The organism is Humisphaera borealis, from assembly GCF_015169395.1.
GTDB classification, from domain to species: Bacteria; Planctomycetota; Phycisphaerae; order Tepidisphaerales; family Tepidisphaeraceae; genus Humisphaera; species Humisphaera borealis.
In genome coordinates this window covers 68,055-88,190 of the sequence record NZ_CP063458.1, presented here as the reverse complement: position 1 = coordinate 88,190, position 20,136 = coordinate 68,055, and the positions used below count along the sequence as shown (strand labels likewise).

General features: G+C 64.5%; 13 protein-coding genes. 3 read left to right on the top strand and 10 right to left on the bottom strand.

Translation table 11 applies throughout. The features are described 5' to 3' along the window. Positions 1 to 41 precede the first annotated feature (41 nt). Together IPV69_RS00330 and IPV69_RS00325 are read right to left on the bottom strand one after the other, a co-directional pair. Positions 42 to 1,136, bottom strand: a complete 1,095-nt coding sequence (locus IPV69_RS00330) for a sialidase family protein (protein ID WP_206292916.1) — start codon at positions 1,134 to 1,136, stop codon at positions 42 to 44. A gap of 50 nt (positions 1,137 to 1,186) precedes the next feature. Beyond that, entirely contained in the window at positions 1,187 to 2,323 is a 1,137-nt protein-coding gene (locus IPV69_RS00325; protein WP_206292915.1) for a serine hydrolase domain-containing protein, read from the bottom strand. A 118-nt stretch (positions 2,324 to 2,441) separates the two neighbouring features. Between IPV69_RS00325 and IPV69_RS00320 the strand changes: the two genes are divergently transcribed. Further along, on the top strand, positions 2,442 to 4,067 hold the full coding sequence (locus IPV69_RS00320) for a tetratricopeptide repeat protein (protein WP_206292914.1): 1,626 nt from the start codon (positions 2,442 to 2,444) through the stop codon (positions 4,065 to 4,067). 21 nt (positions 4,068 to 4,088) lie between these two features. Here IPV69_RS00320 and IPV69_RS00315 read toward each other — a convergent pair whose 3' ends face one another. Continuing rightward, a complete protein-coding gene (locus tag IPV69_RS00315) occupies positions 4,089 to 5,036 on the bottom strand; it encodes an alpha/beta hydrolase (RefSeq protein ID WP_206292913.1) in 948 nt (315 codons plus the stop codon). A 77-nt stretch (positions 5,037 to 5,113) separates the two neighbouring features. Beyond that, complete coding sequence (locus tag IPV69_RS00310; protein WP_206292912.1) at positions 5,114 to 7,597, bottom strand: NHL repeat-containing protein; 2,484 nt, start codon at positions 7,595 to 7,597, stop codon at positions 5,114 to 5,116. 404 nt (positions 7,598 to 8,001) lie between these two features. On the opposite strand from IPV69_RS00310, the gene IPV69_RS00305 reads away from it, so the two are divergent. Beyond that, positions 8,002 to 8,541, top strand: a complete 540-nt coding sequence (locus tag IPV69_RS00305) for a DUF2179 domain-containing protein (RefSeq protein WP_206292911.1) — start codon at positions 8,002 to 8,004, stop codon at positions 8,539 to 8,541. Between the two features lie 14 nt (positions 8,542 to 8,555). On the opposite strand, the gene IPV69_RS00300 is transcribed toward IPV69_RS00305, so the two are convergent. The 4 genes from IPV69_RS00300 to IPV69_RS00285 form a co-directional block, all read right to left on the bottom strand. Beyond that, on the bottom strand, positions 8,556 to 9,770 hold the full coding sequence (locus IPV69_RS00300) for a hypothetical protein (RefSeq protein WP_206292910.1): 1,215 nt from the start codon (positions 9,768 to 9,770) through the stop codon (positions 8,556 to 8,558). 109 nt (positions 9,771 to 9,879) lie between these two features. Further along, the gene (locus IPV69_RS00295) at positions 9,880 to 11,643 is read right to left on the bottom strand and encodes a hypothetical protein (RefSeq protein WP_206292909.1); all 1,764 of its coding nucleotides are present in this window, start codon (positions 11,641 to 11,643) and stop codon (positions 9,880 to 9,882) included. Between the two features lie 535 nt (positions 11,644 to 12,178). Beyond that, positions 12,179 to 12,823: a PaaI family thioesterase gene (locus IPV69_RS00290; RefSeq protein WP_206292908.1), complete on the bottom strand. Its 645-nt coding sequence runs from the start codon at positions 12,821 to 12,823 to the stop codon at positions 12,179 to 12,181. Between the two features lie 352 nt (positions 12,824 to 13,175). Next, on the bottom strand, positions 13,176 to 14,315 hold the full coding sequence (locus IPV69_RS00285; protein ID WP_206292907.1) for a 3-keto-disaccharide hydrolase: 1,140 nt from the start codon (positions 14,313 to 14,315) through the stop codon (positions 13,176 to 13,178). Positions 14,316 to 15,226: 911 nt separating this feature from the next. On the opposite strand from IPV69_RS00285, the gene IPV69_RS00280 reads away from it, so the two are divergent. After that, positions 15,227 to 17,701, top strand: coding sequence for a DUF6797 domain-containing protein (locus tag IPV69_RS00280; RefSeq protein ID WP_206292906.1), 2,475 nt, complete (start codon positions 15,227 to 15,229; stop codon positions 17,699 to 17,701). Between the two features lie 192 nt (positions 17,702 to 17,893). On the opposite strand, the gene IPV69_RS00275 is transcribed toward IPV69_RS00280, so the two are convergent. Beyond that, complete coding sequence (locus tag IPV69_RS00275) at positions 17,894 to 18,724, bottom strand: DUF3891 family protein (protein ID WP_206292905.1); 831 nt, start codon at positions 18,722 to 18,724, stop codon at positions 17,894 to 17,896. A gap of 116 nt (positions 18,725 to 18,840) precedes the next feature. Continuing rightward, complete coding sequence (locus IPV69_RS00270; protein WP_390884439.1) at positions 18,841 to 19,884, bottom strand: zinc-dependent alcohol dehydrogenase family protein; 1,044 nt, start codon at positions 19,882 to 19,884, stop codon at positions 18,841 to 18,843. Between the last annotated feature and the right edge of the window lie 252 nt (positions 19,885 to 20,136).

The window sequence follows — 20,136 nt, the reverse complement described above, 5'->3', positions numbered from 1 at the left end:
TTCAACTCAGCACTCGGCACTTTTGGCTCAGCACGCAAGAATCACTCCAGCTTCCCCGCGTCCAGCACCACATGCTTGATCGTCTGCCGCTGGTAGGTGTACGTGATGTGCACTTTGCCGTCGGCGGTCTGGATGATTGCGGGATACGAATACTCCCCCTTTTGCTTCTCCAGGGTCAGTACCGTCTTCCAGTCCTTGCCGTCTTTGGAAATCGCCAGGTTCAGCATCTCGCGGCCCTTTGCCGGCAGGCCCAGTCCCAGGCGCGTGGTGTGGTTGTAGATCAGCAACTGCCGGCCATCGGCCAGCGTGACGGCGTCGGTACCGGAATTGGGGTTCGGTAGCGCCGTCGCCGACATCGGGCCCCAGGTCTTTCCGCCGTCCTGAGACCAGGCTTGCGTCACCTTCTCCTGCTTGCTGCGACAAAGCACCTGCATGCCACCATCGGCGTAGGTGAGGATGCTCGGCTGAATAGCGCCGAACTCCCTGCCGTCGTGGATCGGCCCGATGACTTCCCAGGTCTTGCCGAGGTCTTTCGTCGCTTCAAAGTGAACCCGCCAGCCGTCGTGCTCGCTGCTCGACGGGCAAAGAATCGTGCCGTCCTTAAGTTGGATGGGCTTGTTCTTCACCGGGCCCAGCAGGTGGCCGATCTTCGGGTCCTCGCCCATCTTCTTAGCGGCCGACCATGTCTTGCCGCCGTCTTCACTCGTCCGCAGCATGCCCCACCAGCTGCTGGGCGTCGGGCCGACCTTGTAGAAAAGCAGAAGCGGACCGGACTTGGGCTGGAAGAGAACCGGATTCCAGCACGGGAACCGCTTGTCGGGCGACTGCACACCGTCGGCGACTTCGACCGGCTTACCCCACGCTTTGCCATCATGTCGCGACACCCAGATGCCGACATCCGGCTTGCTCTCGGCGGTTCCGCCGAACCAGGCGGCGACCAGGCCAGTCGGCGTTTCGACGATCGTCGACGCGTGACACTGCGGCGTCGGCTTGTTGTCGAGCGGGTAGATCAGTTCCGCGCTCACATACGCCCCCTGCCCCGGCTTGGCGACATCGGGGATCACCACGCTCTCCGCACCAACGCGGAGCGCGAACGACGAGACACACAAGCCAATCGTAAAAAGGATTGAACGCATGAACTGAACTCTCGCTTCCTCAAAACAGATGACCCTGCCCGCCGCTCGACTCAGCGTTTGGCCAAAGACGCGTCGAGCGCCGCTTCGACCGCCTTCCGCAACGCCGCACTGTCCGGTTCGATGAACAGATTGCGACGGTGGTTCACCAACACAGCTACATCCATCCCGTCGCTGCGCTGCATGACCATTGCCGTGGTGCCCGGAAGGCTTCCGAAGAAAACCCACTTCTGCCCCTTCGCCCCTGCCGGCCGGGGTTCGCCGCTGATCCAGTAGGCCTGCAAGAATCGGCATAGCGCGGGAGCCGACGCGATGATGCCGCCGTGGGCGTCCATGATATCGAGCGAGAACGCGTCGTCGCGGACCGGGTAGTAGACTTCGGCCGGGTCACGCTGCTTGCTGCTGTTACGGCCGACTTTCAGGTCGGCAATCTTCAGCGGCTCGGTGATGGTGTGCTTCAGCACGGCCTCATAGGTCTGGCCGGTGGCTTTCTCGATCACACGGCCGAGCACGCAGTAGCCGAAGTTGGAATAGACCGACTTCTCGCCGGGCGCAAACTGCAGCGGCTTGCCCAGCATGTATCGGATGACATCGCCGGCGGTTGCCGGCTGGGTCAGGCCGAGCGTTTTCTCGACGTCCCTCGTTCTGAACATCGGATCGAACGCGGCCCCGCGATCCCAGCCTCCCTTGTGCTGCAACAGGTGGCCGATCGTGATGTCAGCCAGGCGAGGGTCCAATTCGGTACCGGGCGGTGGTGTCAGACCGAGATAGCCGAACGCCTTTGTATCCGGCGTCAACTTCCTCTGCCGGAAGAGATCCTTCACGATCGCCGCCGTGATCGGCTTGGAGACGCTGGCGACACGCATCAGGGCAGTGGGCGTGACGGGTTCCCTGCGGTCCTTGTCGCGCCAGCCAAACCCACGCGAGTAAACCTGCCGGCCATCCACATTCACCGCGACCGTGACCGCACCCGCGTCCACCAGATCGGCGAACGCGACAACCGCCTGATCGAGGGCGGCAAAGCGGGCATCGGGTTCGCCGGAAGCCGGACGGACCGGCCGGGTCGTCGGGTTCGAGGTCGGGGCACTGGTGGAAAGGGCCTCCGCCGCGCGAAGTCGGGTCGTGCCAGGCAGTAGCACAGCAAGCAACACGGTCGCGACAAGGAGTTGGTACGTCGATCGCCTGACCATTTGCGGGCCCTCGCTTCGGTGAAGTGCGCTTCGACGCTATCATCCGGCGACGTCGCCGGCAAACCGCAACACAGCTTCTGTTCCCACGCCATCGCGAGCGAGAATCCCCGTCGTCAACATGTCGCAAGACCACCTACAGATCGGACTTGAACACCACCGCGCCGGGCGCGTTCGCCAGGCGGAAGAGGCGTATCGGGCCGTGCTGGCCGCCGCGCCGGACGATCCTGAAGCGCTCCACTGGCTCGGCGTGCTTCTCACGCAGGCCGGACAGCCGGCCGAGGCTATCCCCCTGCTGCAACGGGCGGTCGCGGGGCGCGAAGGCGACGCCGCGTATCACCACAACCTCGGCCAGGCGCTGCTGATGACCGGCCGAATCGACGACGCGATCGCCGCACTGACGGAGTCGGCCGCGCTGGAACCGTCGCGTGGCGAAACCTTCCTGGCCCTCGCCCGCGCGTACGCCGTCCGTCGATCCGCGGGCGACGCGACCGCCGCCGTCGCCGCCCTGAAACGTGCCGGCGAACAGGGGATCGATACACCAGATTTGCACCACGATCTCGGCATCGCCCTGCTCGCGTCGGGGCAGCCCGATGAGGCGCTTCTGGAACTCGGCCGGGCGATCGCCAAGCGACCGGATTATCAGTCGGCGGCATTCCAGACCGCGATGGCGCACCGCGCCAAAGGCGACCGACGGGCGGCGCGAAACTGGCTCAACAAGGCTCTTGAACTTAACCGCGACTACGCCCAGGCCTGGCACGCACTGGGTGTCATCGACGCCGAGGTGGGTAACTTCGAACTGGCGATCGGACATCTCAAGCGGGCGATTCGCTGCAGCCCCAGGTCGCAGGCGATCTACAACACGCTGGAAGGCATCCTGCGCAAGGTCGGCAAGCCAGGCGAAGCGGATCTCATTCGGACCACGGCCGACGCGCTGCAGTTGATGTCGGCACTGGAACTAGGCATTGTCGAAGACGACGAGACAGATCCTGCGGACTCGGCTCCAATGGCCGCGCCTTCGCCGGCGATCGCGGAACTTGACGACCGGCTGCGGATGGATGCAGGCCGCGAGCGAATCCAGGAGGCACTAGCGGGGATTTCGGGGCTGGTGTCGCCAGCCCGCGCCACGCCGGCCGCGATCACGCATCTGTTCGACAACTACGCGGAGCGGTTCGACCACCATCTCCGTGACAAGCTTTCGTACGCCGGGCCGGAGCAACTCCAGGCCGCGATCGCCAAGACCCGCCGCGACGATCGCCTGCTCGATATCGCCGACCTCGGCTGCGGTACCGGACTGTGCGGTGGGTTCCTCCGGCCGATGGCACGGCAACTGGTGGGCGTCGATCTTTCGACCCGCATGCTGGAGAAAGCCGGCGAGCGCGGCCACTACGATCGGCTCGAACCGGCCGACCTCATGGACTTCCTCAGGCGTTCGCCCGACTCGTACGACTTACTGCTGGCTGCCGACGTGCTGATCTACCTCGGCGACCTCACGCCACTTTTCGAGATGGCATGGAAGTCGCTGCGGCCCGGCGGAATTCTCGCCGCGTCCTTCGAGGCCGGCGAAGTCGAGCGGTACGTTCGCCATCCCCGCACCCGTCGATTCGTCCACTCTCGCGAGTACCTCGAACGGCTCGGGCAGATTTTCGGCTACAGCCAGCGGCTGATGGACCAGACCACGCTCCGGTATGAACATAACAACCCGGTGACCGCGTGGATCGCGGTGTTCGAAAAGCCGACGACATAGCGCCCAAGGCCTGTCCAGCGGCTACTTCGCAGCAGCTTTCAACCAACCGAGCGATACCAGGAACTGGTCGGTCTCTGCGAGCGTCGCCTTGTACATCGATCCGTCGCCACGGCCGTAGTTGAAGAAACCGTGGATCTGGCCTTCATACCCGACAAGTTTGCAGGCATTTCCCGCCGCTTTCATGGCCGTTTCGAACCGCTCGGCGCTGGCATAGGGGACGGTGGTGTCGGCCTTGCCGTGGAAGATGATCGTCGGCGCGACGCCCGCCTTGACGTGCTGGAGCGGCGACAGCTTCGGTGCCACGTCGCCCAGCCTGTCCGCGATCAGTGCAATATCGAGCGCGGGGTTGTAGAGGACCATGGCGTTCGGCTTTGAGCTGATTTTTGCGTCTTCTGCCGCGTCGTCGAAGGTATCGAGCACACCCGTGCAGGCGGCGATGTGCCCGCCGGCCGATCCGCCGCCGGCCGCAATACGGTCGGGGTCAATGCCGAGCTTCTCGGCATTGGCGCGGGCCCAGCGGACGGCGCTCTTGGCATCATTGACGCACTCCACCGGCGTGACGCCCTGGCGGCTCTTCACGCGGTAGTCCGCGGTGATCGCCATCATCCCCCGCGACGCCAGGTGCTTGCAGTGCTGTTCAAACTGCCCCGGCGAGCCGCTCGTCCAACCGCCGCCGAAGAAGAACACGATCGCCGGACGCTTGTCGGACGCCTTCCAGTCGGCGGGCTTGTAAATGTAGGCGTTGAGCTTGACGTCGCCGATGGTCTTGTAGACCTGAACTTCGGCACCATCGAGCTTCGGCGGATAGGCAAGATTGTCCCTGCCGGCAGGCTTTGCCCGCTGCGGCTTGGCGGCCGCGGGCGGTGCTGGTTCGGCCGGCTTGGCCCCATCGGCGGCGTGAACGCCGGCGGCGAAAGTCAGTGAAAGTGCGGCTGCAATAGCGATCGAGCGGTAGTGGGCCAGCGACATGAGCATCTCCGTAGGCAGGTTTGAACGATGCGCTGTGACGCATCCGCCCACCTAACGCACAACCGCGCCGAACATTCCTACAGAACCAGGAAACGGTCGTCGTCCGCCAGATCGATTCGCAGGGGCAGGTTCGCCTTGCCGAGACTGCCGGCGACAAATCTCGACGCGTCGTCGATCCCCTTCACGACCCGAATCGACCCGATTCGGCTTTCTTCGCCGCCAATGACGCTGTCGTCGCGGTCGAGGAAGGTTCCGTTCCCACGATCGAGGCCGGCGGCAAACATGGACTTTTTCACTGCACCTCGAACGATGATGGCGCCGATGCTCGCCGCGCTGAACGTGTCGGCCTTGGTGCCCTTGCCACCCAGCAGATGATCGCTGCCCAGGTCGGCGCCGGCCAGAACAGTCGCCCGGTTGGTGTCGCCAAAAACCGAGATCGTGCCGATCGAGCCCGTTGTTGCGACGGTGCTGGCGATACTGCCGACGACCAGCTTCTTTACCGAGCCGTCCACCCAGAAGGTGCCGGCGAGGTCGGCGGTTCTGGCAGTGACGGTGCCGAGCGATCCGTTCGCCTGGACGTTGCGCAGCTTCATCCGGCCGTCACCGCCGGTGGCGCCGATCGTTAAGCGAGACTTGTCGGCGACATTGCTCAGGACCAGGTCGACGTTCGACCCGTCGTAGTAGGCCTGCCCGCTCCCGCCGGCAAGGCTCAGGGTGATGACGGTGCCGTCGCCGTCGACGAAGCGAAGGTTCTTGTTGCGGCCATCGACAGTGCCGAAATGACCCAGAAGGCCCGAACCGGGCACGTTCAGGCGACGAAGCCCGGAGCCGTTGGCGGTTCCGCTAGGCGTGCTGGTGCCACCGCCATCGCTGCCACCGACGACGACCTGGTTGCCGCGGGCCGACGCGAAGGCACGCAGGACCAGGCTGCCCGCGTGCAGGGCGCGACCCGATCCGGACATGCCGGCTTCAAGCGTCAGCTTTCCGCCATCGGCATAATCGGTGTTCAGTTCGCCATCTGGCCGCAGGGCCGCAACCGCCAATCGCCCGCCCTGGGATGTCGTCGTGCCGACGACAAGAATATCTCCCGACTGCTGCACGACGATCGCGTCGGCGTCGTCGTCGCCACCGAAGTCGATCGTTGTGCGGCCGCTGCTGCCGAATGTTCGATCCCGGTTGCCACTGAAGAGAAGACGTTCGACGGCAACGTTTCCGCCGTCCCCGTTGGCAACGAGGATGCCCCGGTCGTCCTGAATCGCCAGGCCCAACGCATGGTCGACGGTGCCCTGGGCATTGCGGGTTGAAAGTGACTTCAGCACGACGACACCGCCGTTGCCAAAGGAGCGGTCGGTCAGCCCGGTGTCCGAGAGCCGGAACACGGCGACAGCGCCGCCCACCGAGCCCGCGCCCAGAATGCGGCCGTCGGACTGAACGGTGATCGCGCCGATGGTGTTGTCACTGTCGTCGCCGAGCGAGAACAGTGCCGTCCCGCGCGAACCGAAGAAGGTGTCGACATCACCGCCGGCTGTCAGACGGGAGACGCCGAATGCGCCGTTGCTGCCACCACCCACCACAATGTCCCCGTCGCCGGCGACGGCGATCGCGTAGGCCGTGTCGGTTGCGCCCCAGTCGATCGTCGTCTGACCGGCGTTGCCGAACGACGAGTCAACACCACCATTCGCCTTGTACCGCCCGACCAGGACGTCCCCGTCACGCTGGCCCGTAACGAGCAGCGTCCCGTCGGCGCCGAGCGCGACGGCGAAGAACGCGACGTTCTGCCCGGCGGGCGTGACCACGATGCCCGATTTTCCGAACGACCGGTCGGCAGAGCCGTCGGCATTCAAGCGCTTGAGGACACCCTGCGAGCTTCCATCAGCGATGTTGCCCTGACGACCGGCGAGCATGATCCGCCCGTCTTCCAACGTCACGGCACCTTCGGCGACGAAGCCACTTGTCACCGGAGTGCCCCCGCTGAAGCCGGAATCGACAGGCATCGGGACGACAGCCGGCGGCGATGCCGGTGCCGGTTCGAAGGTCTGCCCGGATGGTGGCGGCGACGATACGGCGATATCGACCTTGAAGTCGTCCGACGCTGACTCCAAATCGTTGCCCCAGGCATCCTTCACCGCGCCCTGGGCCAGTTCGACCGTCCACGTCCCGTTATCGCCGGCGTCCCACGATCCACCCGGCGCGGCGACGGCGTACGTAGCGACGACTTCCGTGCCCAGCTTGGTGGACTCGGTGCCGATCAGCGTCACCGCTGCGCGCCGTCCGTCCGGACCGGTCACGACAAGATCCCCGCCGTCAATGGTGCCCACATCAATCGCCCGATCGTCTTCGTATTTCACGACGACCGCACCGGCTGACTCGCTTGCCGATCGGATATCCGATAGTTCGAGATCGGCTTCCGGGGCCTTGTCGTCGCGCATCTCCCACCACGCCGAGTCGAAGTCGTGTTCGGGACCGTCATCCGATTTGTCGAGCTGCGATTTGATAGGCCGCCACAGGTCGTCGACGATCGACGCGACCACGTCGAAAAGGCCGCCGCCTTCCAGTTTCATCGCAGCGGTGAAAAGTCGACGCGCTTCCAGAGGCTCAACCCGGGCGTGAGACCATCCCGCGGACGGTCGACCTACAACTTCGGATTCGAATGACATGGGGTCCCTCACTGCAGATCGAGCTGGGCCAAGGCCTTTGCCCGGGAACGGCATAACAACCGCCGTCACTCCCGCGCGCCCTCTGCGTCAGAGCGTGCAATCCTCGAAGATTAGTGCGTCGGCCCACCTCCTAGAACGGATAAATCAGCCCGGGCGAGCGATTAGGCCCGTCTCATGCGGCGAATGCTTCACACGAGGCAATCTGCACCGGCCGTAGTGCGCGTACAAACTCCTGCAATCTGGTGGCAGCGAAACCTTCGCAAGCGTCTGACAGTGACGGATTGAGCTCCGGCGCTATCATGTTCGGCATGGAAGCAATCTGGCCGGCGCTGTTGATCTTTGCCCTCCGCATCACTGACGTCTCGATCGGAACCGTTCGCATGCTCTCGGCGATGCGCGGTCGCAAGTACCTGGCGTCATGCCTGGGCCTGGTGGAGTCGGGGATTTTCATCTTTGCCATCTCCAGCGCGCTGAAGGATGCGACCGGGAACCCCTACAAGATGGTCGGGTATGCCGCGGGCTTCGCGACGGGGACTTTTATCGGCATGTCGCTGGAAGGGTGGATCGCATCGGGAACCATCCTGGCGCGGATCGTGACCAAGACGCCTGGCAAGGCACTCTCGACAGCGCTGCATCAGGCCGGCTTCGGCATGACGTCGATCGACGGTGCCGGGCACCAGGAGGACGTGCAGCTACTGTTCATCGTCGCGCCCCGTCGCCGGGGAAAGGAGCTGGTCAGCATCGTTGCGGAGCTCGACCCGGAGGCGTTCATGACCATCGATCGGGTAAGCCTGGCGCGGGGCGGCTACTTTCCGAACCTGGTGACACAGGGGACGTTCCGAAAGTGAATAGTCGACGGCGATCAGCGGCGTCGCACGAGCGCCGACAACACAAACCTCGACAACACAATCGCCGCCACGCCGGCAGGAACCCACACCATTTGCCGCTCGATGAACCCCATCCAGAAGGCCGGACCGGCCAAGGCGATTGTGATCACGAAGGTCGACCAGAGCTGACGCGGGTTCGGCGTGGCCTTGCGGTATGGCAGGATGAAGATCCAGACGTACGCCGGCGCGATCAGTCCGTAGAACGACATGAACAGCCGGTAGCCGATCTCGGTCGCCGAGAGGTCGCGGTAGTAGAACTCAGGACCACCGGCAACGCCGCCGCGTGACGCGAGCACGAACGCCGCGATGAGGATGGGTGCGCCGAACACCAGGCCTGCAAGGGTGCCCCGCCGCACGCCCGGCGATCGCCGCTGAAGCTTTCGGCTGACTTCGACGGCGTGGGCGGCGACGGTAAATCCACCCTGGCCGGCCATGTGTAGCACGACGGCGATCGCGGCGACCGGCTCCAGACCTCGTGGGGAACTCCAAGTGACTCTGAGGGCATCCGGCGGGATCGCCATCGGCCCGTACCAGAGCGTGAAGACGATCATCGCCAGGAAGAACACGCCGAACCCGAGCGTGAATCCGGCCACCGACCCGAACGGGCTGAGCGCCTGGCGGGCGCGATGGAACGTCAGATCCAGGTAAGGACACAACGCGAACCCCAGAACAAACGCCGGTGTGAGGTAGGCCAGTTCGAGCGACGCCGATCCGAACGGCGCCGAAGCGATGTCGGTATTCGCCACCGCGGTAACGAACGCGCCAAGGGAAACCAGCCAGACAATCGCCGACAGAAGCAGTGCGGGCTTGCGTGCCATCAGCACCGGAAACGCCGCGATCGCCACGCCCGCGCCGACGGCGACGAACGCCCATCCGCCGAGCCATCGCACCACCCAGCCGAAGAAGAGCACATGGAACAGAACGGTGACGACGGAGAATGCGGTCATCGCCGGTGCATGCGATTTGACCAGTTGCTCACTGGCGCCGGGCCGGTAAAGCACCCATCCCATCGCGGCGGCACCGACGACATTGGGCAGCGCAAAGGCCACCCACGCGAAGACGCCATAGTCGCGCAGCAGAATCACCGGCAGGAACATGCCGATGCACCAGGTCCAGGAACAGGCGAGGAACGCCGCCCAGCCCAGGACGGCCAGCGGACGTTGCTCGAGGGTTGCGGTCGGTTCGGTCACGCGTCGGAGTGTAGGGGGGAGAGTGGAAAGGATGAAGGACGAAGGACGAACGTGAAAAGTTACTCAGCCTGACGCTGCTCCGCGGGAGTCTGCTTCGCGGGCGTCTGCGTCACTCTTCTTTGGCACCCGGTAGCCAGCCGTTGGGAAGCGGGCGAACGTTCAGCGGCTTGGCGTCGGCAGGTACCTGAGCAGCGGTCCGGGCTTCGATGACCACCAGCTTCGTCCCCGGGCCGTTGGGGCCGTCGCCGAACGTCAGCACCAGGTTGCCGGCGGTGGGCCGATCCTTGCCCGCCTTGGGGGGCATCAGCAGTCTCAGCGATCTCATCGCCTGCGGGAAACGCTGGTAGAAGCTGACGTCCGTCATCACCTGGTCGTCGGCATAATTGTTGAGCGCGGCGGCGGCCTCGACCTGCATTCCCAGCGGCAGGATTTCAGGGCGGGCGGCACGCGGCGAGCCCGTCAGCGGGCGAACGCTGTCGAGGTAGATCTGGCCGAAGGTGATCGCCCCGACCGACAAGCCGTACACCAGGACCATCGCCGTCTCGAGCCGGTAACGCTTGAGCCACTCCACCGCGTACCACGCCAGCACCACATGCACCACGAATGTGCCGAAGAAGTACTGCGGCTCGATCGGGATCTTCTTCGCTCCGAACAGCAGGGCCTGAAACAACGCGCTACCCATGGCGATGATTGCGATCGCGCGGCGGGCGGGTGTCGGATCGGCGCGGCTGACCACTGCGACCGGCGCATCGGTTGCTGCCGCATCCGATTCGGCAGGCTCGCGCGAGTCTCCGTCTTTCGCCGTGCGTCGCAACAACCGTGCCCGCTGTTCCCAGGGCGCTACGCTGCGCGGGAACCGCCAGAACACGCTCCAGAACGCGACGGCCAATCCGAGCCAGATCAGCGGATAGATGATGAGCGAACCGGCTTTGCCCCAGCGGGCGGCGCGGTCGCCCCAATCGTCGGACGTGAATCCGCCGTCAACGAACTTGTATCCGCTCAGGATCCGCCCGCTCAGGAACGGCGACAGGAAGGATTTGGCCCGCGGCGGAATCCATTCCTTTTCCTCCGGCACGACGCCCTCAGGATACTGCGCGACAGACACGCTCGATCCGCCACTCTCGCGCATCTGCCGGATTTCCTTGCGCACGTGCTGGATGTACTGCCAGTTCAGCACGAGCACGACCGCCAACGGAATCACGACGGCCGGCCAGAGCCTCAGCAGTGATCGCCAGTGCCGCCAGAGCATGTGAAGCCCGATGGGTGCCGACAGCAGGACGTCCTGCGGGTGGATGAACGGAAGGATGAGCGTACAGAAGATCGCGACGCCAAGCCGCACCCCGCCACCCCTGGCCACGAACGCGGCGTAAGCGGCCAGGCCCAGAGTGCCGATGGGAATCGCCCAGCTCGCATCCCAGATGATGCGATGGTAGACCCAGAGGAACGGCGCCAGCGAGATCGCGGCGGCGAACCACGGATTTAGACGCAGGGTCCGCGCGAGCCAGAGCAGGCCGAGAACCGTGATTGCCGCGCTCAGTCCGGCGCGAACGGCGGCGATCGTGAGGGGGTCCTGCGTGAACAGCAGGATCACCTGGTAAATCTGCGTCGCGGTCGGGCCGTAAGTGAACTGGAAGTTGCCCTGCAGCCCGTACGGGGCAAGCGTGCCGGCCTTGTTCGAGTAGTAGGCCTTGGCCAGCTGGCGGGGCTCGTCGTTGATGAACGAAATCCGGTCGGGAAAACTGACCGCCGTCACCACTGCCAGCACAAACGTCGCCACCGCCGCCAGCGTCCAGAGCACGAAACGCACGTGCGATTCCCCGGGCGGCGGAGAAACAAACGCTGCGGTGTTAGCAGAGGCGGTCTTGGCAGTCATCAAGGTTCCGAAACCCGGTTGGCGACGTCGAATGAACGGGCGGGGAGTATCAGGGTCAGCCCGAACGGACGCAAGCGGGGTGCGGCAGAAGAATCACCACGGAGTTCGTCATGAGGCCTCGGTCCTCTCACCGAGACAATGAAAACTTCGTACGGCACCAAGATTGAACGCCAAGACGCCGAGACGCCAAGAGTTGCCTCGCCTTGGATTGCGTCCTTGGTGACTCGGCGTCTTGGCGTTCATCACTTCTATTTTCTGAGCCGGCACGGAGACACGGAGGGGTGCCAAGCGACCCGAAATGCCCTCAACGATGTGAAGGCTGTTCTTCAAGTCTTCATTCTCCTTCAGCTTGCCCTGGCCTCTGCCACATCAGGTGACGCGCAAAGGCATCAAGCGGTCCTCCGTGCCTCGGTGTTGCTCGCTCTTTCCCCTTCCGCGGAACGTGTCGAACTCTCAACAAAGGCTTGGACCAGTGGCCGATTGAAAAGCGAGTCGGTCTGCCCGGCAGACAACCCGCCGAACTACTTCCGCCGACTTACTTCCGACGCGCCTTCTTGACCTTGTGGTGAACTTTCGGGGTCACATGGAACGTAGCGACGCTCTGCCCGACGCGCTTGTCCTTCTCGCCCACCCTAGAAGCCTGCTGAAGGACGTCCATATCGACGACGCAGTTGAACTCGCCGCCGCCGGCGATCAGCGCCTTGATGTCTTCGCGGGCCTTGATGCGGTAGATCGCCGGGCCATAGCACGGACGCAGGAACTTGTATTCGAGGTGCTTGCAGACCACGGTGTAGTCGGCGCCGCACAGCCCGAAGACATACCCGCCGCCGGCGATCTCGCTGTTGGCCAGCAGTGCCCCGCCGGCCATCGCCCGATACCAGTTGCGGTTAAACCGCCGGAACGGCAGCACGGCCCGCGCGACGAAGGAGTTGGCATCCATCTCCTTCATCCGCAGCCCGCTGAAGAACGCGAGCGGCAGCCAGATCAGTGAACAGATGCTGTTCCAGAAATTATCCCGGACGGACAACTTGCTGATAAACGCTTCGACCCGATCAATGATCCCGCCGCGTTCGGCCTTGGGAACGACCGGCTTGCGGACAATGGTACCGACCTGCTCGACGGGCTCGGCTTCGTGATCGTCGAGTCCGGTCGGGGGGGATGCGAGTTGCGCTTGACTCATCTGACTACTCTACGCGGGCGAAGCAACCGTCGTTCAACATATCGCCGACGGGCCGGGCATGATACGCCAGAACACTCGTTCCGCCCATGGGGGGAATCGAGGGGGAAAGAGGATGGGTTGCAACACACCTTGCGCCGCCGAAAAAGAGAGCACCACGGAGGCACGGAGACACGGAGGGCAACTTGAATCCTCCTCGGTCCACTCGCTGTGGCAATGGTCCGGGCGAACTCAAGGACAACCGACTCTCTAAGAAATTTACTCCGTTACCTTGCGGACATCGTGGGTCGCAGGACACCCCTCCGTGTCTCCGTGCCTCCGTGGTGATTCTTCGGCCGCACTGGATGAATTACACTCACTTCTTCTCGACGATCCACACGTTCCGGAACTGCAGCGGGTTGCCGTGGCCCTGCAGCTTGATCGGGCCGGGGGTGCCTTCGGGGTCCTTGCGGGCGCCGCCGGTCGGGCCGTTGATCTCGATGTTGTCGTGGATGAGGACGCCGTTAAGACGCGCGGTCAGGCGGGCGTTGGCGATCTTCTTGCCGGTCGCGTCCGTCTTGGCGGCGGTGAATTCCACGTCATACGTCTGCCACGTCAGCGGCGGCAGGCACGCGTTCACGCTCGGCTCGGCCTTGGTGTAGACGCCGCCGCACTCGTTGTTCTTCCCGTCGAGGCCGAAGCTGTCGAGGATCTGCACCTCGTAATGGTCGACCTGGTAGAAGCCGCTGTTCCCGCGCCCCTGCCCGCGCCCCTCGGGTTTGAACGGGAGCATGAACTCGACGTGCGCCGTGTAGTTCAGAAACTTGTCGGTGGTGACGATGTCGGCCCCGTCGGTGTTGAGCAGCTTGGTCTTCTCGTCCACCCGGCCGCCCTTCCACTTGTCCTTGTTGCTGCCGTCGAACAGCACGACCGCACCGGCCGGCGGCTTGGCCTCCAGCGTCGGGCTGGTGCGTAGCGTCTTCTTCAACTCGATCGTTTTGCCGCCGTCGGCCGTCAGCGACAACGTGCCGGCTTCGAGAACGCCGGTGTACGCCTTGTGCCCTTCGGGCGGGAACTTGGACGTCGCGCTGAACTCTTCCGGCTTGGCGGCCAAATACTTGCGAGCACCCTCGGCGGCCTTGAGCGCGACCTTGCCGCCTTCAATCTTGCCGACGAGCAGCGACTTGGACTTGCCATCCCAGCCCGCGCCGGGGAGACCGCCGGGCAGCACGACCACCTGGAACTCGCCGGCGTTCAGCGCGATGACCTGCGCTCCGGTCGCGTCGCCGCCTTGTGAGACGTATTCGCCTTGAAGCGCGAAGTCGGCGGGAAGGGTCGCGTCGGCCGCGTCTGTCCAGACACCCGCGGCCGGCTTCTTTTCCGCATCGGCTTTCTTGGCCGGTTCTGCTTTCTTCGCTTCCGCCTTCTTCGGCGGCTCGGCGGCAAACGTATACATCACGCCACCGGTCATCGCGGCAGCGAGAGACATCGAGAACAACGCGCGTCGGAAAGTCATGGTCGGCTCCGCAGGTGCATGTCGGTCAAAAGGAACGGCGAGCAGTCCGCCGGTGGGATTGATACCTTCGCAAGGCGTGTGCGTTTTGCACGGCCCGCCCACCCGGCTCAATGGCTTTTATTTGGGAAATTCGCATTTCGGTGCGCTGTCCTTCCTTCTAGGAGATACGACCGCCAAGCGACGACTTCGACAATCCCGGCGGAGAGCCACTTCAAGTTCGATTTCACCACGAAGTCACGAAGGGCACGAAGGTCCACGAAGAAGAATCAGAGGAGCATGGGTTCCAGGGCGCCTCGAGGCTTCGCCATTGTTCGATGGCTTTGTTTTGGGAAATTCACGCTTTTCGCGCAACACGTCCCCCACCTAAGACCGCCCGGCGGTAGACAACATCACCCGCAGGCGGGGCATAGCCCAGCCCGATCGCGCCTGCGAGAATAGTACGGATAATGTTAACCCCATAGCATGGCGCTGTCCAGTCTTTTTTTGGAGGATGTGACACTCGAGGGTGTAGCGCAGATTTTTGGCACTGGCGTGTTCTTCGGGTGCCATGGGCTGCGGTATTCCGCTGCCCGTGGCGATGCCTCACCGTCGCGACACGGCCACGGGCAGGCGAGTACGCCAGCCCATGGCACCCAGAAGTTGCCGACAGCGTGAGTTACGTCCAACATTCGATCTTGGCGACGAATGTCGTGAACCGGTTGCACAGGCCCAGCGGGCCGTGATTCGATAGCCCAGCCCGCAGGGCTGGGTTGCTGCAACGTCGATCGAAAGCCCTGAAAGGGCGAGGTAACCGGATTGCCCCGGCCGCGGCGGAGCATTGCGGGCTCATGGGCAAGCACGATCCGATTTTGCACCGCACCTCAACTCGCGCACCCAAAAACGTCCCCGCACATCTGGCGTATCAACCAGACATGACTTTCTCCCCTCGCTCGATCGCCGTCGTTCTGTCAGCCCTGGCCGCCTCGGTAGCGGTCGCCGTCGAACCGGCGACCAGGCCCGCCAACACCAAACCGGCTGCGACGAAACCTGCCGCCGCCAAAGCTGCCGCCAAACCGAAACCGACACAACGCCATCAGCAGATCGATCAGGGCCCGTTCGTGACCGCCACGATCACCAATCAGTGGGAGGAACAGGGGATCACCAACAAGGGGATTGCCGTCCGCCTTGATGCGAAGGATGCCAGCGGCAAGCCGTTGCTCGGCCCCGACGGCAAGCCGATCGGCGGCGGAGTCCTGTTCGACACCGATACCTGCCGCACCGCCGCGGCTTGGACCGGCGGATTCATCGACTTCACGCGAGACTGGACGAACGTTCGCGATTCCAAAAGCGTGAAGATCGTCGGCAAGCAGTTCATGGGCACCCACGTCGGACCCGGCTGGGCGAAGCCCGGCACCGTCGGCGACGACGCCTGGAAAGATCCGAGGCCGCAAGGCTTCGGTCCGCTCCCACACAGTTGGCTGAAGTACAAGGGGGTGTACCGTCTTAACGGCGGCTTCACCGCTTTTGCCTACTCGGTCGGCAATTGCGACGTGATCGACATGCCTCTGGAAAAGAGCGGCATCGGCGACCTGCCCGGCCGTGCACTGGAAATTGGCGCTTCGGACCAGCAGGCGATGGTGCTCGTCGCCCAGCGCGCCGGCGCTACCGCGCGGGTTACAGACACGGGTGTCGCCGTCCTCGAATCGGGCGAGGACGCGACCGCATTTGTCGCGATGGGCTCAACCCTGCCGAAGGAAACGAAATGGCTGGCCGACCAGACAGCCGCCGGCGGACGCCTGGTTCTTTCGATCCCACCACGCACGAAGCCGGCCACGCTGACCATTCACACCTGGAGCGGCAAAGCCGCCGACGTCGCAGCACAAGTGTCGCCGCTGGTGACACAGCGCGACCAGTTGCGCGCTCTGCCGGAATCGAAGAACATCTACGGCGTGCTGACTGAATTGACTGGTCACGGAAGCCGCCCTCTCTGGCCCGACGTCATCACCACCGCCGGCCAACTCGGCCAGCCGCGCGACAAGAACGCACCCTACATCGTCGACACCATCACCCTGCCCGACGACAACCCGTGGAAGTCCTGGATGCGGCCGGGCGGGTTCGACTTCTTCACCTCCGACCCCACCAGGGCCGCGATCTGCAACTGGTCCGGCGATGTCTGGACCGTTTCCGGAATCACCGGCGATCTGAAGGAACTCAAGTGGCGGCGGATCGCCTCGGGGCTGTTTCAGCCGCTGGGGCTGCGCATCGTCAACGATCAGATCTACGTCATCGGCCGCGACCAGATCACCAAGCTCGTCGATCTCAACGGCGACGGCGAGACCGACTTCTACCAGAGCTTCAACAACGACATGGAAGTGACGCCCAACTTCCACGAGTTCACCTTCGGCCTGGAGACCGACAAGGCCGGCAATTTCTACTGCGCCAAGGCCGGCCCGGTGCGGAATGGCGGGCGCGGGTTCGACCAGATCGCCGCCCATCACGGCTCGATCCTGAAGATCTCGCCCGACGGCCAAACGCTGGAGCGCTACGCCACCGGCTTTCGCGCGCCGACCGGCTTCGGTGTCGGCCCGGACGGGCAGGTCACCGCCGGCGATAACGAGGGAAGCTGGGTCCCGAAGTGCCGCCTGGCGTGGGTGAAGGCCGGCGGGTTCTACGGCGTCGTCCCGACCGCCCATCGTGATACGCCGCCGACCGATTACGACCGCCCGCTCTGCTGGTTCCCCAAGAACATCGACAATTCCTCCGGCGGGCAAACCTGGGTGACCAGCAACCAGTGGGGCCCGTTCGAGAACCGCCTGCTACATTTGTCTTACGGCACCTGCTCGCTGTTCCTGGCGATGAAGCAGGATGTCGCCGGCGTGCCGAATGCCACCGTGCAGGGCGGCGTGGTGCGGTTTCCGCTGTCGTTCGACAGCGGCATCATGCGGGCGCGGTTCAATCCCGCCGACGGACAGTTGTACGTCGCCGGGCTGAAGGGCTGGCAGACGTCGGCCGGCAAGGATGGCTGCTTCCAGCGCGTCCGCTACACCGGCAAGACCGTCCACATGCCGACGGCGATCGAAGCGACGAAAACCGGCCTGACGATCACCTTCACCTGCAAGCTCAGCGCCGAGGAAGCCAACGACCCCCAGAGCTACGCGATCGAACGGTGGAACTACCTCTGGGCCGAGAACTATGGCTCGGCCGACTACAGTGTCAGCGACCCGACGAAATCGGCGCACGACACCGTGAAGATCAAATCGGCAAAGCTGCAACCCGACGGCAAGACGGTGGTTCTCGAAATCCCCGACATGAAGCCGGCGATGCAGTACAAGACCGAGGTGAACCTGGTGAGCGAAGACGACGCCGACGTGCGGTTTGAGATCTACCACACGGTGCACGGGTTTTGAACTCTCTCTCCCCCGTACGCGGGGGAGAGGGCTGGGGTGAGGGGCCGAACATAAGGCGTCGCGATTCGCAAAACGGGGTGGCATGGGCAAGCGTACTCGCTTGCCCGTGGCGATTGCCGACCAACGTTCGACACGGGCAACGGAGTACCGTTGCCCATGCCACCCGGAAGTGAAGCCAGACGTAAAGAGGTGTCACCGCACCACGCGCACCCGATGCCCGAACACCGCCGCAGCCGCGTACGCCTGGCGGAATGCTTCGACATTCGCGAACGGCGCAGCCGTCACACGCCGGGCGGGGACCACCAGGTCAATGGTGCTGGTCGAGAAGGGCCAGGGATCGATCCGCAGCACGCCCGGCTCCAGGTGGACCATCGTCAGCTCCATCCCCACCGGGCCGACGCGCGGATAAACCTCGGGCAGACGGTCGAAGACTCGCTTGCCGGTGCACAGGTCCAGGCTGATGCCGTCCATCGCCCGCAACCAGCCGAGGTTGGCCCGCAGGCGGTCCTCTTCGTGGTCTTCGCCGGGATCGGCCAGGCCGATATGCCGGGGCAGGTCGTTGCGCAGCCCGAACTGCGGCCGGATGATTTCCTGTCGTTCGATCTCGGTCTGCTGGAACTGGTTGATCAGGAACATCTCGTGACGGGCCGCGTCGCGGTCGAGCGAGTTCTGGTGCTTCATCACGGCCAGCGACGACAACGCGAACACGTGCAGGCTGACGAGCAACCCGGCGTAAGAGTCGGCCGCGGCAGCCCTTTGAGCGGATTCATTCCAGACCCGTGTCGCCAGCGGCGCGGAAATCTCCATGACGTGCAGCGGCAGCCCGCCGGCGTTGAGCGTCGGGGCGTCATCGTGCAGCGGCCAGCCGGCATCGTGCATCGCGGTGCCGAGCAGCGTTGGCTCTCGCGGATCGGGCCCGTCGAACCGCGCGTTGCCGATCCGCGCCGCCAGCTCGCCGGCGAGGACGGCGTGGTCGTTCTGGGTGATCAGCAGAAAATGGTCGCCACGGTCGTTTCGGATCACGGGGGGGATTGTCGGGGATACAGAACGATTTGCCAGCGGGGAACTGTCAAAGGAGCCGCGCACGCTTTGACCGCAACGAAGGATGAAAATCCTGGTCTGTCGCCGACGGCCCGGGGCTACCCAAATCGATCGATCACCGTCGCGCCCACCCCGCCGAACTTTCCCATCGCAACCAGAGCCTCGGCGGCGTCGTCGAGAGAGATGGTGCGCTTCACCAGGTCCGCCGGGCGGATGGAGCTGGTCCGCAGCATCGCGAACACGTCGCCGTAGGCGTGAGCCTGCATGCCGTGGCTGCCGATGATCTGGAGCTCTTTGCCGATCACCTGCCCCATGGGGATCGGCGGGTCGCGCTGGTCGCCGAGCATCAGGCCGACCTGCACGTGACGGCCGCGCTTGCGGAGGCAGGCGATCGAGTTCCAGCAGGTCGTTCGGCTGCCCAGGGCATCGAGCGAGACGTGTGCCCCGCCGCCGGCGATCTGCCGGATCGCCTGTGCGACGTCGGCGGTTTGCGACACATCGACCGTCGCCGTCGCGCCTAGCGACACCGCCAGCGCGAGCGATTCGGGACGGATATCGACCGCGATCACCTGTGCCCCGGCGGCCCGGGCAATCTGCACCGCCGACAGCCCCACCCCGCCGCAACCGTGGACGGCGACCCATTCGCCCGCGCGAACCCGGCCCTGCGTAACGACGGCACGAAACGACGTGATGAACCGGCACCCCAGGCTCGCCGACTCGACGAAGCCCAGGTCGTCGGGCAGGCGGACGAGATTGACGTCGGCGTAGCGGATCGCGACGCGCTCGGCGAACGCGCCCCAGGCGGTGAAGCCGGGCTGGAAATAGTCGTCGCAGATCTGCTGGTCGCCGGCGAGGCACTGCGGGCAGACGCCGCACCCGCAGCAGAAGGGCACGGTGACGCGATCGCCGACCTTCCAGCGGCTGACGCGCGAACCGATCTCGGCGACGACGCCGGCGAACTCGTGCCCGGGGACGTGAGGCGGGCGGACGTCGGAATCGTGGCCCATCCAGCCGTGCCAGTCGCTGCGGCAGATCCCCGCGGCCCGGACGGCGATCACAACGCCGTCGGGCGCGGGCTGCGGATCGGGGACCTCGCGAACCTGGGGATGCTCCTGGAAGCGGTCGAAGACGAGGGCGCGCATCATGGTGGCCAGACGATACCTCCCCGCGCACCCAAGACGAAGAGAACACGAAGGCGCGAAGGCACGAAGAAGCCACGAAGTTGATCAAGTCAAACGAAACGAATGGTCACACATTTTCGCTCTCGCCTCGTTTTGGATTGCGCATCAGAAGCCGATTGCCATCAATTGACTGGACATCCTTCGTGGCTTCTTCGTGCCTTCGCGCCTTCGTGTTCTCTTCGTTCGGATCGCGGCTGGGTCGCGCAGTGAGGC